Raw genomic sequence first — 21,463 nt, 5'->3', positions numbered from 1 at the left:
TCCACTAAAGAGCCCACACTAATTCTTTTGTGCGCTGCGAAAACACGAACTTTGTGGTCTAGTTCTTTTGAAAGAGATAAGGTACGCTTGGTTTTCCCTGGTTTCTCTGGCAAATTGTTAGTATCTGCTAACACAGTTAGCACTGTTGAGCTTAGTGATTCTGTCATCATATAAAAGAAATAGTGAGTAAAAGATTTAGCCGTCCACGCTGAAAAATTCCTGACTGCGTGTTATGGTGGCCCGTGCATTGCAAGCAAAATCTGGCAAGCTCAAAGAAAAATCATGGAGCTTTGCTAATGTATGGTGAAGTTGTTACGCTAAAGTAAGGTGGCCTTAGTACCTGTTTCAATGTCAGGACAGGCTAAGACCGCAAAGCATTTAAGGGTATGGTGATTGAGAATCCAGAACAGTTCAAAGCAAACTAAGGTAGTTCCGAACCACTCAGAATGTGATTAACTCAATGTCTGCTATGGCTTAAGCTATTACTAGCTTGAGTTTGTTTACCTTTCCCTGTGCTCTGTGCCTTGTATCTGTGCCTTTTACCTGCGAAGGATGCTGGTGACAATATTACCAGGCGTTTTTACCACAATACTACCTTATTAACCAAATGGATACCCCTTCCCATATCAATTTTCGTTTTTTGTTCGACGACTATCCAGATGTGGAAACTGAATCTTCCCTCCAGGTGCCATCTCTTCCCCCTGGCAGCCAGACCAATTCTCAGAGCCATGAGAATAATCCTAGCCAAAATGATTCTAAAAACTCTGGAAACCGCAGACAGAGGCAACCTCAGCGATATGTGATGGATGATCAGACCAAGAAAAAATTTGCTGAGCTGATCTATGAAATGCGGGCAAATCGACCATATCGAGCATTTGGCCGCTTACTTGGCGTGACTCATCCCACCATCAAAGCTTGGGAAAATCTTGAAGGAGTTCCCGATCTAGAAAATCTTAAACGTGTCGCCAAGTTCAGAGGGGAAACTCTTGAACAATTCAAGCTAGTCCTTGCTGGGAAGCAGAAACCCAGCCAATTGGAACAACTGGTACAGCAAGTTCGTACTATCTCAAAGGAGGAGCTTGCTGTTGTCCTCCAGGTTATTGCCGAGCGGATTGCCTCCTGAATCCTTCTATTTATGTTATGACTTTTTAATAAATGTATTTACCACTATTGGTAAATGGCGTATACTGGTAAGTAGCTTACTAGCACTATTTACCAATGATTAGTAATGGCAAAATTACCGACAACGTTTACAAGCCTTGATTTAACTGGATTTGAGTTTGATCGCGCGACTCAGTACACAGGGATTAGCCGGGGAATGGTGGATTTTGCCTGTGCTGCCCTTCAAAAAAATCGGGTAGGGGTGGCAGTGCGATCGGTAAATGCAGCCCTCAAAGAAATCTACGGTTACGGAGGCAGTACGGACGCAGTATGCAAACTGGTCAAGGAATGGCGATCAGATAATCTGGCACTCCTCAAGCAAGGAAAATCTGAAAAAGATTTAGCAAGTGCATTGCTAGAGGCAGCAGACGACGGATTGCTTGATGAATCAGAAGTTCCTGAAGAATTTCTAGCAGTTTCTAAGCAAATGGCGATCGCAACCTACCGCCTCGCCTTTCAAAAAGCTGATACTTCGGTCAGTGGCGATCGAATGAAGTCTCTGGCTCAGGAGAACGAAATTCTTCGGCAACAACTCAAGGATTATCCTCAAAATCAGTACGAGTTGAATTTTTACAAAGGGGAGTACGAACGCCAACGAAACGAACTCAAAGAAGCGTACATAAATCTGAACAAGCAACAATTGGCAGATTCTGAAGAATTTCGTCATCGCTTGGATTCCCTACAAGCCGATCGCAGCGAATTACAAGCAAAACTTACAGTTTCCGAACAACGTTTACTGGAAGTCGCCGAATTTGAAACAGCAGCCCGCGATCGAATCTCTGAAATCTCTAAACTCAACGGTCAAATCGAAGCACGGGAACGTGAAGTTTCTAGCCTTCATGCTCAAATCCAAACTCTCCAAGCACAAATGGGTGAGAAACAAGTCCTGGAATCTCAACTAGAACAAGTGAGAACTCAGCTAAGAGAAGCTTCAACAACAATCACTAACCTGCAAAGTCAACAAAAAGTTAGTGGCGCTTTACAAGTCGATCGCATAGATGATTCTGATGACCCAGTTACTGATGCTCAGCTCGATGCTCAGCTTATGGTGGAAAATGAAACACTCCATGCTGATTTGTCTGAAGCCCTTAAACAAATTGAAGATTTGAAAGCTGCACTGGCTAAAGCTACAACTCAAGTCGCTCAATCTGAATCTTACTCTGAATCTCAAGCTGAATTACTCCCAGAATTACTCCCAGAAACGGTTTCTGGCTCTGGCTCTGGCTCTGGCTCTGTTAACTCTGAATCTGTTGAATCTCCAGGTAAGCCCTTTGAACCTGTTCCCCGACACAAAAGGCAAAAAGTTGCTCTGGCTAAATGACCAACCGCCTAAATGACTTACAGAAACAGAAACAGAAACAGAAACAGAAACAGAAACAACCAGAAACAAAAGCTCAGTAGCAGTTGCTGTTTCTGTTTCTGAGCACTGTTACTGAGCCAGAAGAAAGAACGGGTATTGCTTTCTTGTCTAATAAGTCTTGGGTGGGTAGCTCAAGACTTGTAGCAAAATTGGTGACTCAAAAGCTCGATTGGATTAAAACATGATAGACCAAAAGAAAGAAATTCAGCTAATGTTGATGGCGCGATTTCCTTTGCTGTGGGTAGTAAGCCCAGAAGAGGAACCAGCAGAAGAAATCTTGTGCGATGTAATCAAAGCCGTTGAGGGACAAATCTTTTTCTGGGACTTTGCCCGTGGTTGGACAGATTCAGGTACAGGCAAGGGAAATCCGATGCAGGCTCTAGAGCGCATCAGTAAAGCGCCGCCAATGGAGCAAGTCACTGTATTTGTGATGAAAGATTTGGGTACATTAATTGCCCCCGGTGCAAATGGTCAGATAGCAAGTAACCAATTAGCGATCGTCCGCGAACTGAAAAATCTGGCATTTCAAATTGCCCGCGATCGTCGCTGTCTCGTCATTCTCTCCGACCAACTCCGAATTCCTCAAGAACTGTCTCAAGAAACGACGGTGGTTGATATCTCTTTACCAGGCATCGAGGAGATATCACACTTGCTTACTCGATTGGTTCCACCAACAGAGCTCAAACTAAATGCCGAGCAACGGCAACAGCTAACAAAGGCTTGCCAGGGGCTGACTCGGTGCCGAATCTCTCGTGTCCTTGCCAAGTGTTTGGTTCTTGGGAAAGTTGATATTCGGGCTCTCGCTGCGGTCATTGAGGAAAAACGCCAAACCATCCGAGAGACGGGAATCCTAGAATTTATCCCGCTTGAATCTGGGTTGGAGGTTGTTGGCGGACTCGAAATTCTCAAACAATGGGTCAAATCTCGATCGCGCTCCTTCACTGACCAAGCCCGCGAATATGGGTTGCCTAACCCAAAAGGTGTTTTGCTAGCCGGCATTCAAGGGACTGGTAAATCGCTACTTGCCAAAACGATTGCCACTGAATGGAAACTCCCCCTGCTGCGCCTCGATGTCGGTCGCGTGTTCGGCAGCATGGTCGGTGAAAGTGAAAACCGCATCCGACAGGTGATTAAACTGGTCGAGGCGATCGCACCGTGCGTTCTGCTACTGGATTAAATCTTAGTCCAGCCTAAACCGTGTGAATTGCTGGAAAACCGCGAAGTTTTAGGAACCACAACGTAATCAGAAATGGCAAGCGTGAAGGTTTGAAAATTCTAAAGTATGTGGCAATCAGCAGCCAAGCCCCTAAACCTCATCTGATACACAAGGCAAGGCATGGGGAAGGTTCAACGAACAGTCGCAAGACGTAGGACTCAAGGGAGTCTGAAGCGCACGGGGATTATTAACTCCAAACTGTTTTTTAACATCAGGTCAAGGTCAGGTCAAGGTCAGGTCAAGGTCAGGTCAAGTCAGGGAACAGGAGTTAATAATTTATGATATGTTCTGCTCTTTGGGGAAACTTAAAGAGCCTACCTGGAACCGAGGTAGGCGCAACACGGAGGGAGATTGATAAAGCGTTTGCCAATATCACTAGCGGCATGGATGGAGATTCCGGCACTTCCCAGCGGGTATTTGGAACGTTGTTGACTTGGATGCAAGAAAAAACGGCGCCGGTGTTTGTGGTCATGACCGCGAACCGCGCCGAAGTTCTCCCCGCCGAACTGATTCGCAAAGGCCGCATTGATGATACTTTTTGGGTTGATCTGCCGAACCTGTCAGAGCGGGAGGCAATTTTCCGAGTTCACCTCACCCGCGTCCGACCCGATCGAGTCAAGTCAGGCGATTTCGATTTGAAGCTGCTGGCAGAGCAATCGAAAAATTTTTCTGGCGCTGAGATTGAGCAAGTGGTCTATGACGCGATGCAAAGTGGGTTCAGCGCCGGGGTTGAGTTCACCCAGGATGACTTACTTGTTTCGATCGCCGGCTGTGTCCCGCTGGCACAAATTGCTGAATCGCAAATCCAGGATTTAAAAACTTGGGCAATTCGATCGGGTGCTAAATCTGCCAGCATTCCTGATGTTCAAATACAACCAAATTCCTACTCTCGTTTTGCCCCTCTTCAGGTTGACGAAAATTAATCATTATCAAAAAGCGAAGCCAAAGCTTACAAATGCTTCGCTTTTTGATTTAGGAATTGTTCACATAAATTGAGGCAGAATATGGAACCACATTTTGTTCATCCATTATCAAGCTTGGAAACTATCGAGACTGATGAAGGCGAAAAAGAAGTAATAAATAGTTGGGCGTTTGCCTCAGTGATTTGGTCAACCGCCCTAGCTGGCAACGAAAATGCTTTGATTTTGATTAATCAGGTATTTCCTGATAAAAGCAGAATTCCTTTACTGATTTTGCGTTCTAAACAGGGAGATGAAGCAGCGATGAGAGATGCGATCGCCATTATTGCCTTTGCTATTGATGACAAATTAACCGAAGCATTTGAAGCAAAAGGAAATTGAAAAAGTCATGTAGTGCTTCGCTGTAGGGGGTGATGTCTTAATTTGGAATAAAATTATGTCAAAGATGGATGCTGAAACACTGTCACAGAATTTGCAACATTTCTGTGGAACTGAGCAATATTACAAGCATTGGCTTGGACTTCTGTACACCGATGGAGTCAAATACTTGGCTGAAAATGCTGAAGCTTACTGGTTGATTGATGCGATCGTCTCCTATCAACACAGACTGAGGAAAGTTCGTAGTTTAAGTGAGTTTCAACTTTGGTTCCTTCATGTTGGCGATACACATGAATTTATCAAGCCTAAATCGCCTAATGATGCTGTTCTGACTTGTTGGGAAGATACGCCCAAACTCGGAGTTACACCTGCCGTTATTCAGCAGATACCTTATACCGATTTTTCCCTGCCGGAAATCAAGCTTTTCTTACGAGATAGAGTTCTTTACTTGCCAAGCGAAAATTAAGCCTTGAAATGCTGTCCAGTCCTCCTACTCTGGAGGCTGGACACAATTTTGCACTACATCACTCAACTAATATCAGGAGCAAATCAAATGACCGCTAGCGAACAAAGTTCCGATCGTACACTCCAAGAAAAGCATAAAGAACTGGCAGAATTGTAGGCAGAGGTCAACAAAATTTTTGCTGAAGCAATTACTAATGAGGTCAAAGCTGCCGACTTTGCAACTGAAATTTGGGTTCAGGCAATGTTAGAGAAAAGACCTTATGTGGCAATTGCTTGTCGCATGATTCACCACAGCACAACTTTTCTGGGAGATGAATTGCTGCAATTTCTGCGATATCTAGCTAAGGGGACTCTGGAACAAGATTCTTCGATCGTACAATGGGCAGTCGATTTAATCAATCAAGGTTTAATTATCAATAACACCCTGAAAGAGGAAAACCAAAATGGCAAATTTGATGTGCAAAGTCTGTAGCGGTCAGCTAATGTTTCTTGGTCAGTTAGGCTACTTGAGACATTATATTTGCCGAGATTGTGGGATGAATTTCAACAAAACTCCCAAAATTATTCGAGACAAATTCGATCGAGTAATTTCAGTCAAATACTAACCATGCAAATCACACAAACCAAACAATGCGCTAACTGTCCCTGGAAAGTAGACCGAGATTTGAAACAAATTCCTGACTACAACCGCGAAAATCATGAAGCTTTGCAAAGGACGATCGCTGATCCAAGTTTAGATTTGTTAGAGCAATTGGCAGATTCTAATGTCGCAATGGGTTGTCACTATTCCACTGATGAAAAAATCCTTGAATGTGTTGGCTGGATTTATCATCAAATTCGGAATAATAATCTACTTCTGCGACTGGTATTGATGCGCTCAGGTCAGATAAAAGACCTTGAGGTTGATGGCGAACAGCGCGCAACTTTTGCTGAAACTTTGAAAGATTAACCCCAACTTACCCTCAACTTACCCTCAACTTATTTAGCCATGCAATATTACAAAGTCGAATTCACCATCAGCAAAGATGGCACTGTTACCGAAAAAGTCATCGCTTCCGGGGCTAATTGCACCGCTGTTACTCAGGGACTGGAAAAGGCAATGGGGGAGGTTCAATCGCAAGAACTTCTTCCAGAAGCACTGAACGACACATTAGCTGAAACATTAACCGAGGAATCAACTTTGTGGACAAATAGCTGATGAACTGCAAAATCCCTGGTTGTGTCAATCCCTTAGTAAACGGCAGAACTTACGAATGCGGTAAATGTACTTCGGAAATTCTTGCTGCTGCCCGGTACTTTTCTCGTCCACTTTCAGAACTTTTAGGAGATTTAGAAGATGTCACATCTAAGTGTAATCCGCACCCAGATAAAGAATCCGATCGTCCTACAACAAATTCTCGAAAAAATGATTGAGTCAGGACTTGATGGAATTCTGACTGGAGCTTACCTCGAAACTAACACGCATATCCATGACCCTTTCGGCAACAGCAAACTAGCGGAGTTTGTGATTCGGCGCAAACAAAACTATCAGGGTGGTTATGACTTTGGCTTCAAATTGATAGAAGGAACAGAGGAATTCGAGTTTCTAACTCGTGATGGTTCCAAACAAGCTGCTAAGGAATTTATGGAGCAACTTTTGCCCTGGTATGCACGGGAAAACACTCTGGCAGCACTCAAAGCTCAAGGGTTCAACATTGAGTCTCAAACTGAAGAAAATGGCGAAGTCGTCATAGTCGCTGGCAAGTGGTGTTAATAGTCAAAACCAAAGTGAAGCTGATAATGCTTCGCTTTGGGGAATTGACTTGTGAATAGAGGAAACCCAAATGTTGGCAGATGGATTAGTAGAGTTTCAGAAACCTATTCAGAAACCTATCTAGAAACCAGTTACTTAATACTTCGTTGTTAGTCGTTGATTTGAAAATAAGTAGGAATGTCATGTCTCAAGAAATTCAAAATTCTGTTCCAGTGCCAAATCTTAGTGACCTTGACCTAAATACAGACCTTAATACCGAGGAAGTTGGAGCTCAAGTTGATGAAATCTTTGACTTAGCTATATCTAATTCCTGGGAGCATGAACAGTTTGCCAAAAAGATTTTGTCAGGTTGTGTCGCTTGTAATTTAGGTTACGTCGCCATTGCGATCGAATTAATTCGTACTACCACAGGACTTGAACCTGATAGTGTGAATGAAATCCTTCTCTCTTTTGTTGCTCAAACCCGAAAATTAGATACGGTAAGCATCAATAAAGCTCATCTCCTGTTTGAACATGGATTGCTTCTTAAATCAATCCAGGATGAACAAGAACAAGAGGCTTTGTAGCTAATGTTAAGGAAATAGTTACCTTCACCGCCTGTTAACTATTTTCTTCCTTAACCAATTGATAGCTGCACGCTTATCAACAACAACAGAAACAGAAACAGAAACAGAAACAGAAACAACCAGAGAAACAGAAACAGAAACAGAAACGGCAAAGTTTTGGAAGGAGAGAAAATGAAGAGTTATAAAGTTGACGACAAAATTGGACAACTTAAGTTATCGATCGCCATCAATCTAATCCCAAATCTCCCCCCGGTTCCTTGCAAGGATTATCGCTTGATAGTTGCGGACCCGCCTTGGGATTTCCATTTACGAGAAACAGACCCCAGCCACCGGGGGCGGTGTCCGTATCCTGCGATGACTGACCAGCAGATTTTGGATATGCCGATCGGTGCGATCGGAGGTGATGATTCCTATATCCTTCTCTGGACAACGAACAATCACCAATTCTTAGCCTTCAAATGTCTCCTAGCGTGGGGATATGAACATAAAAGTACCTTCACTTGGGAGAAGGTGACGATCGCTGGAAAACCCCACATGGGAATGGGGCATTATGGTCGCAACTGTACCGAGCAGTTATTAATAGGAACCAAGGGTAATGCTCCTAGCATGAGTACACTCGGATTGACCAATGTTCCTAACATCATTCGTGCCCGTCGCCAACAACATTCAAAGAAACCTGAAGAGTTTTGGGTTCTTGCCAATACTCTTGGTCAGAGACTAGAAAATTGTGAGAGGTTAGGCAAATTATCCCAGCCGTCGAGGATTGAACTATTTGCTCGACAACAACGCCCTAACTGGGATTCCTGGGGCGCTGAGGTTAATTAATTTACCAATGGGAGAGACAACATAACTCTCTCCCATTTGTGCTTCGCTCTACGGTTTTGATTCTTATTTACCATTTGCAGGGGAGTCAACGACATGATAAGCATTGATAACGATCGACTAAAAGCTTTGATGATTGACAAGGATACCTACATCCTTCGAGTCCAAGGTTACAAATACTTGGCTGCTGAAAACTCTTCAGAAACTGTGCTAAGGAATTATATCGAAGTCCTTAAGTTTCCCGGTGACATAGATGTTATAACCTTCACCGGTGAAGGGACACAGCTAGTAGGGTATCTGTGCAGAACCCATGATTTATCTAACCCCAACCCTGATTTGTGGGATGTCCCTAAGTTTATCCCGTTTGATGACCAGTTTTATGATGAGAAACGGGCTACTTACTTTGGTGATACAGGCTTTGAGTTTGCTAAAAAAGAACTAGACAAACTTTCTAAGCCTCGTCTGGCTAAAGGTATTAAACGCTACTTGATTAAGAATTATTTGCGAACAATAACCGCGTTTTTGCAAATGTACAATCCTTGTGGAGAAGGTTTGATTACTGTAGAAGAAGTTGAATTTTTTGCTTTCAAAGCACCAGATATATTGGAGGCAGATGGAGGTGGTAATTATTTCAAATTAAATTTGACTGCCGATGAAGATGACAAAACTACTGCTTACTATATGCTTTCAGGGAAATACCAACGATGAATACAACCATTGAATTGCCAGAGATTGCTGAAAACGGATTTATTCTTGTGACTGACTTCTTTGCATATCAGCATGAGTCGATCGCAACTGCAATGACAAATAGTGGGATTCCGCATGAGATAAAGTTTCATCCATTCGATCCTGATGCGCTCTGGAAACAAGGCGCTTTCAGAGTTTATGTTGCCCCAGAACATCTCAAAATAGCCACAGATTTGTGTATGTCAATCGAATTTGGTAGCAAATAATAGTGTAATAACTGGGTCGCTCCCAGTTTCCTCCCAAGCCAGAACACAAATAAGCGTGCTTCGCTGCGGGATATTGATTGATTTTCTAGATTGTTTACAGGAGCCAAAATGTCACGATTTTACGTTTTAATTAACTCAACAGGAATTCAAGAAGTAGCAGCAACTGAAGTTCCCAAACTCCCAGAACTTCAAAAACTTGTAGGAATTCCAGGGCAAGAAGCTTACTTGGAGCCTGTTTATCAGTGTTATTCTGACCCATTACTCGCGGTTTTGTGTGATGAGGAATTCTTGCGGAAGGCTCATCAGCCAACTATGCTTACTCCCAACCGGGTTGTCCTTCAGGGACAAGTTCTTGTTGTGGCGATCGATCCACAAATTGAAGATTTCTGTCTGTTGACTCAGCAGCAGGTAGAGCTTGTGAAACGAGAAACCAAACTTTATCAAGTAAATTTACGTTAGCCCTAACAAATCATGCCCCTAATTCTGGGGCGTGATGGAAACTCAAAGACAATCAAACTGTACAGGTCTAATTGCTATCACTTTGACTGCTACTGCTACTATCTATTTGCTATAGATAGAGACACAGAATATCAGGAAGCTTATCAAATCGGCATTCAAATCGAAGAATTTGAAGGCAATCGTAAAAAGTCACAGTAATGCTTCGCTGTAAGGTAATGTTGTTTTTTTCAATGCTATGAACTTAAAAGAATTAGTTCGGTTTCTGAAATATGAAGCCGATCTCGCTACCTTTTTCCAGACTTCTGCCAATTACTACCAGCAAAATCAAACACTACCTTCGGAAACTGAAAGTCAGAAAATCAAGGTAGCTTTAGCCGTCAGCGATCAAAAAGAAGGTCAGCAGCCAAAGAGTAATGATCCACTCTATCAACAAGCCTATCAAATCGCTCAGTCTATTTAATTGGAGCTGATAAAATGGAAGGCATTAATATTTGGTCTGGTTCTGATATTGGGATTGGTGCAGCCTTGACCAATCCCACAGAGCTAGCTTTCCGAAAGAACAAAATCAAAAATCATTACCCGGTAACATTCATGGGCGTGAATTTCCGTGATGCTGAATCTGCCTATCAAGAGTACAAAAGCCCTGATATGCAGGAATCGATCGAGATTATGACGGAAATTATTGTGTGCAAATTACAGCAACATCCACGACTGTTTGAAGAAATTACCAAACGAGACGGTGTTGAATGGCTTAAGCGATGCCGTCACATTGTTGGAATCAGAAATAGTCGCTGGGAAGGCTACGGATTGGAAAGCAATTTCATTCTGTGCTTAGTATTTGCCTATCAATTGTGTAGTGAATAGCGCGATTGCCGGGTCGCTCCCGGTTTAAAATTATGTCTAAGCCTAAGTCTGAAATCAAGTTTGCGATTCTTAAGGCGAGTTATTGGGTTGGCGATGCTACTGAATATGGCTGCGTTTACTGGCTTCTCGAAATGAAAGGGAAATGGACTGAAGATTTTGAAGCAGCCCATTTCTTTGATACTCGATCGGCTGCTGAATTACGCTTAGCTGAGGAGAATCAGGCGTCTGAAAATCCTCATTGTTCCATTATTGAGGTTGAACTATACCGGGATTAAGAACCAGCAATGAAAAGTACATTTTACTGGTCAAACTGGAAATTTACAGTCGAAAGCTCTTGTTATTATGACGATTCACCAGGGAATGTATTTTACTTAGAAGTAATCGTTATGCCAGAGCTTGAATTAGTAGCTAAGTCTGAACTCAAAGGTTGGAATCGATCGCTAGCCGAACAAGCAGCTAAGTCAATGGTTGTCTGTGAGAACAAAATTGATGAAAATTATTACTTGAAAACTCTTTTTAGCTAATAATGCTTCGCGTTGAGGTTTTGAGTGAGTTTAATCAGTTAAGGAGTAAGAGTCATGACAATCACAGTCGAACAAATCAAGTCAATAATTGCGGGTGCTGAAGAAAATCTGCGACTTTTGCAGAAACAGCCAGAGTATCAGGCGCTCGAACAGAGCGAGAATTTTGTCACACAAAATGAATTAGGTTTGGCGGATGCTATTCAGGCACTGAGTGAAGTTTATCAGGCAATTACTGAATCTGAATGCGATTTAGTCAATCCTCCAGAACCAGCTACAGATTCTCGCGATCCGTTTGATTTACTAGGATACTAATACGCGCTGTCGCCGGGTCGCTCCCGGCATCTTCATGAAAACTAAAACTGTTGAATGGAATCCCCCGACTGCTGAAGAATTGCCATGTAATTGGTCAGTTCAGGCGATCGGACCTGATGGCGGAGCTTATAGAAGTCGTGACGGTTTGGTTGTAATAATTTCTTGTTCGATTGAAAAAGACGGTTATTCGTGGGTTCATGTCTCCCTGTCTCGTAAAAAATCAGTTCCAACTTGGATAGATTTGGTCAAAGTCAAAGACATTTTTTTGGGTGCAGAGGCTTTAGCAATTCAGATTCTGCCTGCTCGATCGGAATGGGTAAATGTTCATGAGTTCTGTCTGCATCTTTATCAATGTCTCGACCAACGACCAATTCCCGACTTTCGTAAACTAGGAACTATCTAAAATGAAACTCGATCCAACTGACATGAGAACCTACCCCGTTCAAGAGAAACCGTGCAAAACTTGTCCGTTTAGTGGTGAAAAACCATTACCTCTCTCTCCATCAGATTTGGCAATATACTACGAAAACTTGATGGGAAACGGGCAACACATTTGTCACAGCACGAATAACACCAAAATCTGTCGCGGTGGTAGGAATATACAACTGAAATGGTTGTGTGCAATAGGAATGTTAGATGAGCCGACTGATGAAGCTTTCAACGAAGCAGTAGAGTGGGCATTGAACAATAAGGAATCAGCAACGTCAACAACCCATGACTAAATTTTAGCAATCAATTCAAGCTTTATGAACTGAAAAATAACCTTGGGCAGATTAATCAAAAATGCCCGGTTGTATCAATCTATGAGTCAAACGGAACTGGCTGAGGAATTGACCGATGCGCTACGCGCCCGCAAGCTACGAACAGGAAGAAACGTAACTTTCTGTGAAGTCAGCCGAACAGTGGCAAGTGTTAATCCCGGCTCTGGCAGCAGTTTTTGAAGCTTATATAGCCTGGTTTCAGAAAATTCATAACTCAACCCATACCCAAACTTTAGACCCATCTCAAGCCATTTTCCCAATTTATCTACCATGAGTTACAAAGTTGTTTACTTGCACCGGGTTATCGCCGAACAATCGATCGGGCGCAAACTCCGACCCGGTGAAGTTGTCCATCATCTTGACCATGACAAAACCAATAACTCACCAGACAATCTGGTGGTTTGTTCAAGCGCATCAGTGCATCGCCTGTATCATCTCCAGTCTGCGAGGCAGAGAATGGAAGTCGAGCGACTGGTTAGACAAGGCGATTTGTGGTTCTGAGCAAAGTCCACGCATCCCTCAAAGTACCGATGCGTGGGTCTGCCGGGACTTAGCTATCCGAGAAAGAGGAAAAAACGCATGAATACGAAAATGTTGGCAGTCCCAGTTTTCTCTGAAAGAGGGTAAAATTATCTTCAACCAAAGCGTCAACTGAGGTTGCGGAATTGTTGTTTTGCCCAATCCAACAGTTCGTCGTAGGTGGAATAAGCGCACAGTATTCGTGACTTATCGCCTTTTTTCCTTACCGCAATCACTTTGCCTCTCCTATCTTCATAACCAGGTTGTCCCGTTATTTCTTCTAGTTCTAGCTCGAAGAATTTAAGCGCTTGAATGAATTGGGAAATCTTATTGTCTTCCATCAGTCTATTATTCTTTATTTTAACTGGTTGATTGTATCAATACACCCCTGATGAAACGAAACTCGTTGTGCTTTATAGTCTATACTGTAAACAGTTTACAGCATAAGCTTAAGTTTAAATATATGCAACTTTCATCATACCAAGAAAAAATCATCGACTGGGTAAAAAAGGGAGTAGGACACGGATGCTGCAATGCAGTTGCCGGAAGTGGGAAAAGTACCACACTGCGACTTGCTGCGATTGCCCTAAAAGAATCGGCGTTGCTTAATCAGGGTCTGAAAAAATAATTGGAATATCCAGAAGCTTTGTGGCTACTGGTTTATATGACTGGCATTTAGCTTTTCAAACCATAACTCAGCAACGCCAGAAAATGATTAAAAACATAATTTTAGGTAGGATAATTAGTATATTTATCTTGTGAGCATCTGTTGGCTCATTTATTGATTTTTAGCAGGAAACTACGGCAAAAGTGCCTGAAAATTGCCTTTATCTGTGTGCATGGATGTAGTCCACAAAGTAAAATCTAGGACGAAGCCAGAATCTCAGCCAAGTGTATGCTCCTAGACCTAGTAGTGCTATCACAATTAAGGGTAAGCCCACATAAAGTCGCAATTCATCAGGAAAGAGAGCAACAGCGCAAACAGTAATCACAAAGTAGCCTAAAAGCAATACTTGTAAGCGTTCCACGACCAAAAGTGCTTTTCGACAGCTACTACAATGTTGGGTGTGTTGTTTGTAGCGATCTAGCGTTTGTTGACGATCGTTATTGATATTCCGTGTCGGTGGAACATTGATTCCAACTTCGCTCCAAGGGAGTTCTCCATGACAATAGCGGTCAAACCACTTCCTAAACTCAATTACGAAACGGTCTGCACTTGTAGGTAAGTGATAGGCAGTTTTCCAGCTTTGGGTAGATTTGGCTTGTTGGAGAAAATACTCTTGCTGCTGTAGAAGAATCATATCTCCCTCAAGAACAAGATTGCGATTGGTGATGTGATCCCACCAACGGGGTGTGAGACGATAGAGTGTTTTACCAAAGTTACGGGGAAATAGAGCGACAATTCTAGACTTCCCAGGAGACAGAGGTATACAGTAGGTGAGCAATCCAAACTTTTTGCTGCCATCGCCAAAACTGAACGCATACTCTAAGCGACAAGGCGGTTCAAAAGTAATTGTTGTTTGAAAAGGCCCAACTATCGCCCCTTCAATCAAATTGGGTGTTGATTGCACGATTTGGAAGGCAATTGGTCTGGCTTTTTTGCGATTACCCTGGACGCCGTGATGAGCAAAAGGAACATGACTCGGATCTGCCACATTTTCCACAAGGGTTTCCCAGTCATATTCTAAATCTCGTACAAAAGAAGACCAAACAAAGCCTTGAGTTGCATCTATTTGCGGTGATAAAGGTAAGGGTGTATTTGCAGCTTGTTCGCTTGATTTTGCATCTGGCCAAATCCAGAGTAAATCCTGTTGCTGACGAACTGGTAGTGCTACAGCACACAGATTTTCTTTATTCTTGCTTACAAGTTCTGGATTTTCCGCTTGGGGAATATGAGTACAACTTCCCTGCTCATCAAATTGCCAACCGTGATAGCTACACATTAAATTCCCTGTTTCGTCATCAATGCGCCCCTCACTTAGAGGCGCAAGGCGGTGGGGACATCGATCTAAAAACACTTGGAAAGTTTCAGATGATTTGGGCTTCCAGATAACTAAACGCAGTCCCAAAAGTGTTACTGAAGTTGGTTGCTTGGGATCTAAGTCTTCGAGTGGTATCACAGGATACCAATGCTCAAAAAAACTGAATTCTGGTTTCATTTGACAAAAAGTTAGGGTGTGGGGGTAGGGAAAGAAAAAGACTTCCCGGTTCCCTTGGGTTATTATGCGCGCTCGCACAAGAAATGGAGGTGCCTTATATTTTACCTCAGACGTTCGGGAGCGATGCCGACATTAGGTTAAGGTTGACTTTTTCTTTGCTTCCAAAGTTTGACCAATTGTCGGAAATCCTCATTTTCATCGTTGCTTAGCATCGCTTTCACCGCTTCCTTGACTCCCAATTCATGCACTTGGCAATAGACATCATGGGCTGCTGCGGGGTCATTGTCCGCGATCGCTTTGAGTGCACGCTCAACCAGTTCTAGTTCGTTTTCGTTGAGATTTGAGTCGGCAGCGGATTCTAAAATTAAATAACGCCGGTCAAGGTAGAGTTGTTTTTTTGATTTACCAAGAATTGTCACTTCGCGGTCAAGCTCAACAAGCAGGCATTGTCGCCCATCCTTCCACACATCAACTACGGTGGCTCCCTCGCCTCTGTATTCCTCAGCGCCGGGATACTGATCCGAAACTTTCACTCGATCGCCGGGGGTGAATTCGAGTGGAGGGGCGATCGAATTGTTACAAGTTTTTGAGTTGTTACATGGTTTGGGTTCGGGATCAAAAGTGGGTGTAACAGGCGCTGTTACAGGCGTTACATCAGTTAGTGGTTGAGACTCGACTTTATGATTAACACTCTGGGCGATGTCAGGTGATGGTGTTTTTTCAGATTGGCTACTTTCATCTTGTAACGCTGTAACGTCTGTAACCATGCGGGTTTCAGCGTTTTCAGATGTTGTAACAATTTCAGAATTGCTGGTAACGCCTGTAACCACAACGGTTTGAGCTATTTGAGAATGTGCTGGAATTTCTGCAATCTTTGAAGTGCCTGTAACCGTGCGGGTTTGAGTTAATTCTTGCAATCCACCATCACAGCAAATAGTTTTGATGCAAGCCCAGTTCGGGATGTGGGGGCGGTTGCTGCCATCTTCATCCTCCGCGATTGCTACATCAACAAAGCACGGTAAAATCTGAAGTCCCTGCCACTGAGCCGGAATGCGCTTGATTTTGTCGCCTTCTCGCACAACCTCGGAAGCTTTCCAGTGATTTGACAATACTCGCTGCAAGTGGTGAACGAACTTGTTGTAACCGCTTGGCGAGAGATTGTGGGCTTTGCAGTACGCCACATACCAACTGTGCAGATCACTACCAACGTAACTATCGCCACCCGCTCTCAAACAGCGATCGACAAACGAACGGACGCTATCCCCTAGAATCGCGCCATCCTGTTTCAACGCGACAATTGATGGATTGGTTGACGGTACGAGCAAAATGCGGTCGCGTTCTGTCTTGTCCATTGATAACGCCCAACCGGCGATCGAACCTAACTCAGTGGATAACTTGCGTCCTAGCTCCGGGTCTTCAATGTTGGCGATGCGGGCGCGGGTTTGCAACGGAATGCAGCGCCTGTCCCAACCATCGCCACTGTTCTCCGTTTGGATGTGTTCGACGGAGGCGATCGCAAATCGCACGTTCCATTTTTTCTGGTAAGCCGATGCCGAAAATAGAGCCCGTCCCGAAATGCCGCCATTGTCTACCAATTCGTAAAAAGCTTTGAGTCCGCTAAGAAATCCGCCCGCGTCGGGGATGTAAAACAAGGATTTACCAGTTAATAATTGATGCCGACCTTCAGGTTTTGTCAGTTCGGTCAAGCTATTGGAACTAACGCTGTTTTCTTCGCCGAGTAAGTTTGCCCAAGTCCGCAGCATCACGCCTTTCCCGCTACCGCTATCCCCAATCAAGTAAGCAAATTTCCCGTAAGGTGCGGTTGGGTCTAAGTACATCGAAGTCAAAGCCCTGATGACTTCTACTTGCTCGATACCGTAGGCAGAAAGTATGAATTTCTTAAATTCGGCTGGACATTCTGACCCCGGCACATAATCGCAGGGGGAACAAGAAAGCAGGTAATGTTCCTTGTCGTGTGGGAACAGTTCGCCAGTTCTCAAATCCACAGTGCCGTTTGAGAATGATTTGAGGTGGTTCCGAGAAGTGTCAACCTTCTGGTGCAGCACCTTCCGGCAATATTTAAAAGCCGAATCTAAGAATTTGTTAGTGCCGAACTTAAACTTTTTGCCGACTTCTGCTGTTTCGTAGCAATTCTCAGTAAAGTCGCCGATGAGTTTGTTCACATCCGCTTCATCTTGGAATTGCCAATAGCGCCCGTTCCATTGGTAGAAAGCATCATTGATGACTATCCAATCATCTCCGAATAAATTCTTGAGGCAATGTACCTCAAACGTTGTGGACTTGGGGACTAAGTATCTGTCTCTAGTTCCACCACTGCCGCCGTCGCCTCCAAAGGTTTTTGATTCCCAGTCCTTAAAAGTAACGGACGTGGCCAGCACTTTCCTAAAAGCTTCAATGCTCTTTCGTTGAATCAAATCATCCATGCCTTTTGTCTCGCCTTCGATGCCCGCATCCCAACCTCCAGTTGCACTGTAGACCGGAACGTCGAATTTGAGCAACTGTAGACCGAGTTTCCGCTGTTCCCAGGTGACGTTTGGGTTGGTGGCGGCATCGGCATCGAAGGCAAAGATAAACCCAAAACCTGCACGGGCGTACTTTTCTAAAGTTTCGACCAAGTAGCGCTTGCCTTGAATGTCTCCTTTTTTAGAGGTAAGACCCATTGAAACGCCCAGCAGTGCAATAGTTGGGATGTCGTTAGCGCACCCGGCGATTCCTTTGAACGGGCCTTCAGTGAGGACAATGCACGGATGGTCGTTGATGCGGTAGCAGTGCTGCTTGAGATTTTCGGTATCCCAGTAGTTTTTGTCGGTGGGATGCTGGGGCAAGAATGCGTCGTATTCACCAACGGGAGTCCGATATTTGGGCGCTTTCTTGCAGCTTTCTGATTTCCAAGGCTTGTCCGGTCTGAATTGGAATTGTGTTGTTTTTCCCACAAACAGGATACCGCCAGACTTTGCCGTGTACCCCAAGTAAAATGATGCCTCATCCGCAGATACGGTGCGACAGTTGGCGTAACTCCAATCATTCAACAACCCCCGGCTCTCAATGTGGCTCTTGTGTTTGGGGCAAAGGTACGCGGTAGATTGAATTTGCTGTACAACATTCATAGATGCCTCTCTCGCTACTCATAGCGGTGCTAACTGGTTTTTGTACAAAAACCCGCTAAATGTAGAAGAGACGGCTCTGCTGTAACTACCGCTGAGGTGCAAAGGTGCAAATGATGCGGTAGTGGCAGAAATAGACTATGATGAATCTAAAGTTTTTGAAATTTGTTTGTCTGCCGTCTCTTCTAAAGACTGCGGACTCTTTTTTTTGGTCTGGTCTAATCGATGCGGGCGATCGCTTGTCGGCAACAGCCTTTTCAAATTCTATACGCGGACGTATGGCTTAGATTGCTGGGTGGCAAGGAATTGTTGATAAGCTTCCTTATCGCCACCGCATGAATCCACAGAAACCTGGCTAACAATCTCATAAGTCATTGTTTCAGCTTCCTCTGGTGTCAAAGGCTGGCGTTCGCAGTAAGCAATCTGTACATCCCGAAACTCCGGCATATCCCCTTCAACCTCTGATAGGTCAGCTTCGTACCGAAACACTCTGACCACTACCCAGTCCGAGGGAACCACAAGGTAAGCTTTCCAAGGGCTGCCCTCTTTTTTAACGTGGTAGGTGAGCCGTTCGCCAAGTTTGACCTGACGCTTCAGTAGTGGACGCGAATCGTGGGAAAGCTGCAACAGTCGAGTTAATTGCTTGCCAATCACAAGCTCTTTACTCTCGATCGGCACCCATTTTTCTTGCTCTTTGACTAGGTAAAGGTTCAGCGTAGACTTGCTTGCCAATGGGTCGTATAGTTCGATTTCTTCAGTTGGTGTTATCTGTTCAAGTGCTTTCATAACTATTCCTCATCTTTATCTCGATCGTCTTGGTGGTCGCCCCACATATCCCAGAAGCTGGTCTGTTTGCCTTTGAAGACGCAATCGACTTCGAGGTCTGAATCGTCCTCGTTTTGCTCGACTCTTTTGAGTTCCCACCCATACTTCTTTTCCATCTCCTTGCAATCCTCTTCAGATGACGCCGAATGTCTGTTTTCCTTCTGCGAATCGTCATCTCCATTTTTGCTAAATGGCCATCCAATCATTGCAGTCACTCCTTTAAATGGATGTATTTTAAAACGCCTCCAGCTTTTTATAGTAAGGGTTTGGGGTCGTGGAACTCAAAAAGTTTGAAATGCCGTTCTTAGTTCTGGTTCTACCTAAATGCATTCCACCAAAGTTATTGGCAAAAAATCTGAGACATTTTGAACTTTTAATCCAGCACACTTGGCATTATTGTTTTGGGTATACACCAAACGCGAGATCAACAAATTTTGGTGTATACCCGCTGTTCAACCTAGTTTTTTAAGTAACAAGCGCGTTCGCGAGAGCGCGTCAAACCCCTGGAATTGCAAGTTTGTGCCTCGTATCATTTTGTGGTAGCACCAGTTTCTAACTTTTTCTCAATCTGAAACTTCGGTGATATCCTCTGGCTCCAGTTTTTTGGCATCTCCCTTGAGAATTTGATTCCACAGCTCTTTCCCTGATATTCCCCGCTTCGCTGCGAGGTATTCAATTCGCGCTCGAATCCGCTCCTCCCGCTCTTGCAGCTTTACGCAGAGCAGCGAATTAGCTTGGCTGGAAATTGGACGGGCGTTGATCCAGCTATCGATCTTTAATATGTCGTCGTAGTATTCGCCTAATGGTGCTACGTGCAGTCGGTCATCCTTGCGTGCCATAAACTCTACCAATATTTTTTCTTTATTGTCTCATTTCTGTTGCAATAGTGGTGCATTTGTGGAGCAATGTTAAGATTAGCTCACAAAAGGCTCATGTATTTGTACCACTATTGCACCTGTATTGTCCCTATGCAATGATTGGTTTGCGAGCCAGTTAAGAGCCTGGTTCCACAAAATCGCCAGCAACTAGCTCACGCCATGAACAGCCTGCCATTACCGGAGGACATCTCCTATATATCTCGCAACGAAGCGTTGGAATTGCTGTATATCAGTAAATCTCAATTAAAACGAGATGTTGCGGTGCTTCAAAGATTGGAGCCGATTGGCTGGTACTACCAAGCAAACAGTCGCGGGTTTCGCAGAGAGGCGATCGAAATTCTTTGGGAGTTTCGGCAACTGGTTCAAGCTATGGGTCGCAAGGAGGCGATCGCCCAAATCAATCAATTAATAGAAAAAAACTGCAAACAAACCAAATCCCGCCCCTCTGACTTGCAATCTTCTAGGGCGGGGTCTGGCACATCAACAAGGATGCTCCGACCATCATGACACAACCACAGATACCCATACCCATTGAAGCGGCTGCAACTTTCTTAGCAGCACCCGCACCTGCACCTGCACCAGCACCAGCATCAGAATCAGGTACACCAACAACTGCCGCTTTGTACCGCCAGCTCTTGACATCTGTTAATGCGATGCCGCACCAGGAGCTAAGCGCGCTGATGGAAGCGGCAGTTTATTCATTCCGGCAAAACGACACCCTCACCCGCTCCATCAAAGAATGCGGGACGATCGAACTGTTCGGGGATAAGTGGCCCCTGGCTTTCGACTTCTTGCCAACATCCGCTGAAGCTTTGAGTTTGGTGCGAGCGATCGCCGACCAATTCTCGTGCCGCCAACTCCATCTGTGCTGGCAACAACTCCTAACCACCAGTACCCCCACTCAGAAGCTAGCGCTCGTTGAAGCTATTGCCTACGCCCAGCACTACTCCTGCACCGTATTCGAGGCTTTACAAGAGTGCGACCTCTTAAATCTCTTCCCAACGTCTGAACATTTAAATGTTTGGATGTCTGAAATCGAAGCAATTCAAATGATTCACTTACTCTCCGGTTCTCTGTTAGCCCAAAGTTCAGAGACGCTGCCCAATGTCGGTGATGGGAGGGACGATCGATGAGAGCACTCAGAAGCCATCAATTCAAGTGGAGCGTTACCGTCACCCGCAAGTACAATCCACCCCGCCAGATTATAGTGTTCGGGCGATCGCAAGTAGAAGCACTCCAAGGTGCGGTATCTTCTGCACGGGAAGTCTGGGGTATCTGGGATGCCAAATCATTTAGTACGCCGGAAAGGAAATAATTTATTTTGATTCTTCGTTAGCTACTTCGGGCGACTCCGAAAACAGCTAACGAAAGAATCAAAGTTTCGGGTCATGGCACTTCTTGGCAATCAAGCAGTGAAGTAGTGAAGTAGAGCGAGTTAGTGAA

General features: G+C 44.3%; 34 protein-coding genes. 28 read left to right on the top strand and 6 right to left on the bottom strand.

The annotated features are described in order from the left end of the window. Nucleotides 1-607: 607 nt before the first annotated feature. The 25 genes from QUB11_RS03815 (at nucleotide 608) to QUB11_RS03695 (ending at nucleotide 13,015) form a co-directional block, all read left to right on the top strand. Entirely contained in the window at nucleotides 608-1,123 is a 516-nt protein-coding gene (locus tag QUB11_RS03815; RefSeq protein ID WP_333152945.1) for a helix-turn-helix transcriptional regulator, read from the top strand. Nucleotides 1,124-1,228: 105 nt separating this feature from the next. Next, nucleotides 1,229-2,482: a hypothetical protein gene (locus QUB11_RS03810; RefSeq protein ID WP_333389847.1), complete on the top strand. Its 1,254-nt coding sequence runs from the start codon at nucleotides 1,229-1,231 to the stop codon at nucleotides 2,480-2,482. 220 nt (nucleotides 2,483-2,702) lie between these two features. Next, nucleotides 2,703-3,698: an AAA family ATPase gene (locus tag QUB11_RS03805; protein WP_333389845.1), complete on the top strand. Its 996-nt coding sequence runs from the start codon at nucleotides 2,703-2,705 to the stop codon at nucleotides 3,696-3,698. Between the two features lie 317 nt (nucleotides 3,699-4,015). Next, nucleotides 4,016-4,660, top strand: coding sequence for an AAA family ATPase (locus QUB11_RS03800; RefSeq protein ID WP_333389843.1), 645 nt, complete (start codon nucleotides 4,016-4,018; stop codon nucleotides 4,658-4,660). An 81-nt stretch (nucleotides 4,661-4,741) separates the two neighbouring features. Next, the gene (locus tag QUB11_RS03795; RefSeq protein ID WP_333389842.1) at nucleotides 4,742-5,038 is read left to right on the top strand and encodes a hypothetical protein; all 297 of its coding nucleotides are present in this window, start codon (nucleotides 4,742-4,744) and stop codon (nucleotides 5,036-5,038) included. 64 nt (nucleotides 5,039-5,102) lie between these two features. Beyond that, complete coding sequence (locus QUB11_RS03790; protein WP_333389840.1) at nucleotides 5,103-5,501, top strand: DUF6876 family protein; 399 nt, start codon at nucleotides 5,103-5,105, stop codon at nucleotides 5,499-5,501. Nucleotides 5,502-5,504: 3 nt separating this feature from the next. Beyond that, nucleotides 5,505-5,657, top strand: coding sequence for a hypothetical protein (locus QUB11_RS03785; protein ID WP_333389838.1), 153 nt, complete (start codon nucleotides 5,505-5,507; stop codon nucleotides 5,655-5,657). An 84-nt stretch (nucleotides 5,658-5,741) separates the two neighbouring features. After that, entirely contained in the window at nucleotides 5,742-5,972 is a 231-nt protein-coding gene (locus tag QUB11_RS03780; RefSeq protein WP_333389836.1) for a hypothetical protein, read from the top strand. A gap of 135 nt (nucleotides 5,973-6,107) precedes the next feature. Next, nucleotides 6,108-6,449 (top strand): DUF6283 family protein, encoded by a 342-nt coding sequence (locus QUB11_RS03775; RefSeq protein WP_333152956.1) that lies wholly within the window; start codon nucleotides 6,108-6,110, stop codon nucleotides 6,447-6,449. Nucleotides 6,450-6,488: 39 nt separating this feature from the next. Next, nucleotides 6,489-6,698, top strand: coding sequence for a DUF2997 domain-containing protein (locus tag QUB11_RS03770; RefSeq protein ID WP_333152958.1), 210 nt, complete (start codon nucleotides 6,489-6,491; stop codon nucleotides 6,696-6,698). A gap of 138 nt (nucleotides 6,699-6,836) precedes the next feature. Beyond that, complete coding sequence (locus QUB11_RS03765; protein ID WP_333389834.1) at nucleotides 6,837-7,253, top strand: DUF1257 domain-containing protein; 417 nt, start codon at nucleotides 6,837-6,839, stop codon at nucleotides 7,251-7,253. A gap of 182 nt (nucleotides 7,254-7,435) precedes the next feature. Next, entirely contained in the window at nucleotides 7,436-7,819 is a 384-nt protein-coding gene (locus QUB11_RS03760) for a hypothetical protein (RefSeq protein WP_333389832.1), read from the top strand. A 171-nt stretch (nucleotides 7,820-7,990) separates the two neighbouring features. Then, entirely contained in the window at nucleotides 7,991-8,644 is a 654-nt protein-coding gene (locus QUB11_RS03755; protein WP_333389830.1) for an MT-A70 family methyltransferase, read from the top strand. A gap of 93 nt (nucleotides 8,645-8,737) precedes the next feature. After that, entirely contained in the window at nucleotides 8,738-9,349 is a 612-nt protein-coding gene (locus QUB11_RS03750; protein WP_333389828.1) for a hypothetical protein, read from the top strand. Next, the gene (locus tag QUB11_RS03745) at nucleotides 9,346-9,594 is read left to right on the top strand and encodes a hypothetical protein (RefSeq protein WP_333389826.1); all 249 of its coding nucleotides are present in this window, start codon (nucleotides 9,346-9,348) and stop codon (nucleotides 9,592-9,594) included. The genes QUB11_RS03750 and QUB11_RS03745 overlap by 4 nt, the downstream gene beginning before the upstream one ends. Nucleotides 9,595-9,702: 108 nt before the next feature. After that, a complete protein-coding gene (locus QUB11_RS03740; RefSeq protein WP_333389824.1) occupies nucleotides 9,703-10,053 on the top strand; it encodes a hypothetical protein in 351 nt (116 codons plus the stop codon). 235 nt (nucleotides 10,054-10,288) lie between these two features. Next, nucleotides 10,289-10,513 carry a hypothetical protein gene (locus tag QUB11_RS03735; RefSeq protein ID WP_333339171.1) on the top strand — a complete coding sequence of 75 codons (225 nt, stop codon included), beginning with the start codon at nucleotides 10,289-10,291 and terminating at the stop codon, nucleotides 10,511-10,513. Between the two features lie 14 nt (nucleotides 10,514-10,527). Next, nucleotides 10,528-10,917, top strand: coding sequence for a hypothetical protein (locus tag QUB11_RS03730; RefSeq protein ID WP_333389823.1), 390 nt, complete (start codon nucleotides 10,528-10,530; stop codon nucleotides 10,915-10,917). A 32-nt stretch (nucleotides 10,918-10,949) separates the two neighbouring features. Further along, complete coding sequence (locus tag QUB11_RS03725) at nucleotides 10,950-11,192, top strand: hypothetical protein (protein WP_333176174.1); 243 nt, start codon at nucleotides 10,950-10,952, stop codon at nucleotides 11,190-11,192. 9 nt (nucleotides 11,193-11,201) lie between these two features. After that, nucleotides 11,202-11,441, top strand: a complete 240-nt coding sequence (locus QUB11_RS03720; RefSeq protein ID WP_333176172.1) for a hypothetical protein — start codon at nucleotides 11,202-11,204, stop codon at nucleotides 11,439-11,441. 54 nt (nucleotides 11,442-11,495) lie between these two features. Continuing rightward, nucleotides 11,496-11,753 (top strand): hypothetical protein, encoded by a 258-nt coding sequence (locus QUB11_RS03715; RefSeq protein WP_333176170.1) that lies wholly within the window; start codon nucleotides 11,496-11,498, stop codon nucleotides 11,751-11,753. Between the two features lie 34 nt (nucleotides 11,754-11,787). Further along, entirely contained in the window at nucleotides 11,788-12,156 is a 369-nt protein-coding gene (locus QUB11_RS03710) for a DUF7694 domain-containing protein (protein WP_333389821.1), read from the top strand. A 1-nt stretch (nucleotide 12,157) separates the two neighbouring features. Continuing rightward, nucleotides 12,158-12,475 carry a hypothetical protein gene (locus tag QUB11_RS03705; protein ID WP_333389819.1) on the top strand — a complete coding sequence of 106 codons (318 nt, stop codon included), beginning with the start codon at nucleotides 12,158-12,160 and terminating at the stop codon, nucleotides 12,473-12,475. An 81-nt stretch (nucleotides 12,476-12,556) separates the two neighbouring features. After that, nucleotides 12,557-12,694 carry a hypothetical protein gene (locus tag QUB11_RS03700; protein ID WP_333389816.1) on the top strand — a complete coding sequence of 46 codons (138 nt, stop codon included), beginning with the start codon at nucleotides 12,557-12,559 and terminating at the stop codon, nucleotides 12,692-12,694. 90 nt (nucleotides 12,695-12,784) lie between these two features. Then, a complete protein-coding gene (locus tag QUB11_RS03695; protein ID WP_333389814.1) occupies nucleotides 12,785-13,015 on the top strand; it encodes an HNH endonuclease signature motif containing protein in 231 nt (76 codons plus the stop codon). A 146-nt stretch (nucleotides 13,016-13,161) separates the two neighbouring features. Here QUB11_RS03695 and QUB11_RS03690 read toward each other — a convergent pair whose 3' ends face one another. The 6 genes from QUB11_RS03690 to QUB11_RS03665 all read right to left on the bottom strand — a co-directional run bounded on the left by QUB11_RS03690 (nucleotide 13,162) and on the right by QUB11_RS03665 (nucleotide 19,981). Next, nucleotides 13,162-13,374 carry a hypothetical protein gene (locus QUB11_RS03690; RefSeq protein WP_333176160.1) on the bottom strand — a complete coding sequence of 71 codons (213 nt, stop codon included), beginning with the start codon at nucleotides 13,372-13,374 and terminating at the stop codon, nucleotides 13,162-13,164. Between the two features lie 486 nt (nucleotides 13,375-13,860). After that, nucleotides 13,861-15,192: a Rieske 2Fe-2S domain-containing protein gene (locus QUB11_RS03685; RefSeq protein WP_333201309.1), complete on the bottom strand. Its 1,332-nt coding sequence runs from the start codon at nucleotides 15,190-15,192 to the stop codon at nucleotides 13,861-13,863. A 137-nt stretch (nucleotides 15,193-15,329) separates the two neighbouring features. Next, complete coding sequence (locus tag QUB11_RS03680) at nucleotides 15,330-18,320, bottom strand: DUF3854 domain-containing protein (protein ID WP_333389812.1); 2,991 nt, start codon at nucleotides 18,318-18,320, stop codon at nucleotides 15,330-15,332. A 261-nt stretch (nucleotides 18,321-18,581) separates the two neighbouring features. After that, nucleotides 18,582-19,103, bottom strand: a complete 522-nt coding sequence (locus QUB11_RS03675) for a hypothetical protein (RefSeq protein WP_333389810.1) — start codon at nucleotides 19,101-19,103, stop codon at nucleotides 18,582-18,584. A 2-nt stretch (nucleotides 19,104-19,105) separates the two neighbouring features. Further along, nucleotides 19,106-19,348: a hypothetical protein gene (locus QUB11_RS03670; protein WP_333054223.1), complete on the bottom strand. Its 243-nt coding sequence runs from the start codon at nucleotides 19,346-19,348 to the stop codon at nucleotides 19,106-19,108. A gap of 357 nt (nucleotides 19,349-19,705) precedes the next feature. Next, entirely contained in the window at nucleotides 19,706-19,981 is a 276-nt protein-coding gene (locus QUB11_RS03665) for a hypothetical protein (protein ID WP_333176150.1), read from the bottom strand. Between the two features lie 198 nt (nucleotides 19,982-20,179). Between QUB11_RS03665 and QUB11_RS03660 the strand changes: the two genes are divergently transcribed. From QUB11_RS03660 to QUB11_RS03650, 3 genes are read left to right on the top strand one after another with little or no spacing between them, the layout of a single operon-like run. Further along, complete coding sequence (locus tag QUB11_RS03660; RefSeq protein ID WP_333139828.1) at nucleotides 20,180-20,527, top strand: hypothetical protein; 348 nt, start codon at nucleotides 20,180-20,182, stop codon at nucleotides 20,525-20,527. Continuing rightward, nucleotides 20,524-21,153: a hypothetical protein gene (locus QUB11_RS03655; RefSeq protein WP_333139826.1), complete on the top strand. Its 630-nt coding sequence runs from the start codon at nucleotides 20,524-20,526 to the stop codon at nucleotides 21,151-21,153. Before QUB11_RS03660 ends, QUB11_RS03655 begins: the two co-directional genes overlap by 4 nt. Continuing rightward, complete coding sequence (locus QUB11_RS03650) at nucleotides 21,150-21,335, top strand: hypothetical protein (protein ID WP_333139824.1); 186 nt, start codon at nucleotides 21,150-21,152, stop codon at nucleotides 21,333-21,335. The genes QUB11_RS03655 and QUB11_RS03650 overlap by 4 nt, the downstream gene beginning before the upstream one ends. The last annotated feature ends 128 nt before the right edge of the window (nucleotides 21,336-21,463 follow it).

The sequence above is a fragment of the Microcoleus sp. B6-A1 genome (assembly GCF_036705085.1).
Lineage (GTDB): Bacteria > Cyanobacteriota > Cyanobacteriia > Cyanobacteriales > Microcoleaceae > Microcoleus.
Note: the sequence above shows the minus strand (reverse complement) of the source record. Positions and strands in the feature narration are given on the sequence as shown.

Excerpts from the sequence above, each read along its gene's own strand:
- QUB11_RS03815 (WP_333152945.1), top strand. The coding sequence starts at position 608 with ATGGATACCCCTTCCCATATCAATTTTCGTTTTTTGTTCGACGACTAT.
- QUB11_RS03810 (WP_333389847.1), top strand. The coding sequence starts at position 1,229 with ATGGCAAAATTACCGACAACGTTTACAAGCCTTGATTTAACTGGATTT.
- QUB11_RS03805 (WP_333389845.1), top strand. The coding sequence starts at position 2,703 with ATGATAGACCAAAAGAAAGAAATTCAGCTAATGTTGATGGCGCGATTT.
- QUB11_RS03800 (WP_333389843.1), top strand. The coding sequence starts at position 4,016 with ATGATATGTTCTGCTCTTTGGGGAAACTTAAAGAGCCTACCTGGAACC.
- QUB11_RS03795 (WP_333389842.1), top strand. The coding sequence starts at position 4,742 with ATGGAACCACATTTTGTTCATCCATTATCAAGCTTGGAAACTATCGAG.
- QUB11_RS03790 (WP_333389840.1), top strand. The coding sequence starts at position 5,103 with ATGGATGCTGAAACACTGTCACAGAATTTGCAACATTTCTGTGGAACT.
- QUB11_RS03780 (WP_333389836.1), top strand. The coding sequence starts at position 5,742 with ATGTTAGAGAAAAGACCTTATGTGGCAATTGCTTGTCGCATGATTCAC.
- QUB11_RS03775 (WP_333152956.1), top strand. The coding sequence starts at position 6,108 with ATGCAAATCACACAAACCAAACAATGCGCTAACTGTCCCTGGAAAGTA.
- QUB11_RS03770 (WP_333152958.1), top strand. The coding sequence starts at position 6,489 with ATGCAATATTACAAAGTCGAATTCACCATCAGCAAAGATGGCACTGTT.
- QUB11_RS03765 (WP_333389834.1), top strand. The coding sequence starts at position 6,837 with ATGTCACATCTAAGTGTAATCCGCACCCAGATAAAGAATCCGATCGTC.
- QUB11_RS03760 (WP_333389832.1), top strand. The coding sequence starts at position 7,436 with ATGTCTCAAGAAATTCAAAATTCTGTTCCAGTGCCAAATCTTAGTGAC.
- QUB11_RS03755 (WP_333389830.1), top strand. The coding sequence starts at position 7,991 with ATGAAGAGTTATAAAGTTGACGACAAAATTGGACAACTTAAGTTATCG.
- QUB11_RS03750 (WP_333389828.1), top strand. The coding sequence starts at position 8,738 with ATGATAAGCATTGATAACGATCGACTAAAAGCTTTGATGATTGACAAG.
- QUB11_RS03745 (WP_333389826.1), top strand. The coding sequence starts at position 9,346 with ATGAATACAACCATTGAATTGCCAGAGATTGCTGAAAACGGATTTATT.
- QUB11_RS03740 (WP_333389824.1), top strand. The coding sequence starts at position 9,703 with ATGTCACGATTTTACGTTTTAATTAACTCAACAGGAATTCAAGAAGTA.
- QUB11_RS03735 (WP_333339171.1), top strand. The coding sequence starts at position 10,289 with ATGAACTTAAAAGAATTAGTTCGGTTTCTGAAATATGAAGCCGATCTC.
- QUB11_RS03730 (WP_333389823.1), top strand. The coding sequence starts at position 10,528 with ATGGAAGGCATTAATATTTGGTCTGGTTCTGATATTGGGATTGGTGCA.
- QUB11_RS03725 (WP_333176174.1), top strand. The coding sequence starts at position 10,950 with ATGTCTAAGCCTAAGTCTGAAATCAAGTTTGCGATTCTTAAGGCGAGT.
- QUB11_RS03720 (WP_333176172.1), top strand. The coding sequence starts at position 11,202 with ATGAAAAGTACATTTTACTGGTCAAACTGGAAATTTACAGTCGAAAGC.
- QUB11_RS03715 (WP_333176170.1), top strand. The coding sequence starts at position 11,496 with ATGACAATCACAGTCGAACAAATCAAGTCAATAATTGCGGGTGCTGAA.
- QUB11_RS03710 (WP_333389821.1), top strand. The coding sequence starts at position 11,788 with ATGAAAACTAAAACTGTTGAATGGAATCCCCCGACTGCTGAAGAATTG.
- QUB11_RS03705 (WP_333389819.1), top strand. The coding sequence starts at position 12,158 with ATGAAACTCGATCCAACTGACATGAGAACCTACCCCGTTCAAGAGAAA.
- QUB11_RS03700 (WP_333389816.1), top strand. The coding sequence starts at position 12,557 with ATGAGTCAAACGGAACTGGCTGAGGAATTGACCGATGCGCTACGCGCC.
- QUB11_RS03695 (WP_333389814.1), top strand. The coding sequence starts at position 12,785 with ATGAGTTACAAAGTTGTTTACTTGCACCGGGTTATCGCCGAACAATCG.
- QUB11_RS03690 (WP_333176160.1), bottom strand. The coding sequence starts at position 13,374 with ATGGAAGACAATAAGATTTCCCAATTCATTCAAGCGCTTAAATTCTTC.
- QUB11_RS03685 (WP_333201309.1), bottom strand. The coding sequence starts at position 15,192 with ATGAAACCAGAATTCAGTTTTTTTGAGCATTGGTATCCTGTGATACCA.
- QUB11_RS03680 (WP_333389812.1), bottom strand. The coding sequence starts at position 18,320 with ATGAATGTTGTACAGCAAATTCAATCTACCGCGTACCTTTGCCCCAAA.
- QUB11_RS03675 (WP_333389810.1), bottom strand. The coding sequence starts at position 19,103 with ATGAAAGCACTTGAACAGATAACACCAACTGAAGAAATCGAACTATAC.
- QUB11_RS03670 (WP_333054223.1), bottom strand. The coding sequence starts at position 19,348 with ATGATTGGATGGCCATTTAGCAAAAATGGAGATGACGATTCGCAGAAG.
- QUB11_RS03665 (WP_333176150.1), bottom strand. The coding sequence starts at position 19,981 with ATGGCACGCAAGGATGACCGACTGCACGTAGCACCATTAGGCGAATAC.
- QUB11_RS03660 (WP_333139828.1), top strand. The coding sequence starts at position 20,180 with ATGAACAGCCTGCCATTACCGGAGGACATCTCCTATATATCTCGCAAC.
- QUB11_RS03655 (WP_333139826.1), top strand. The coding sequence starts at position 20,524 with ATGACACAACCACAGATACCCATACCCATTGAAGCGGCTGCAACTTTC.
- QUB11_RS03650 (WP_333139824.1), top strand. The coding sequence starts at position 21,150 with ATGAGAGCACTCAGAAGCCATCAATTCAAGTGGAGCGTTACCGTCACC.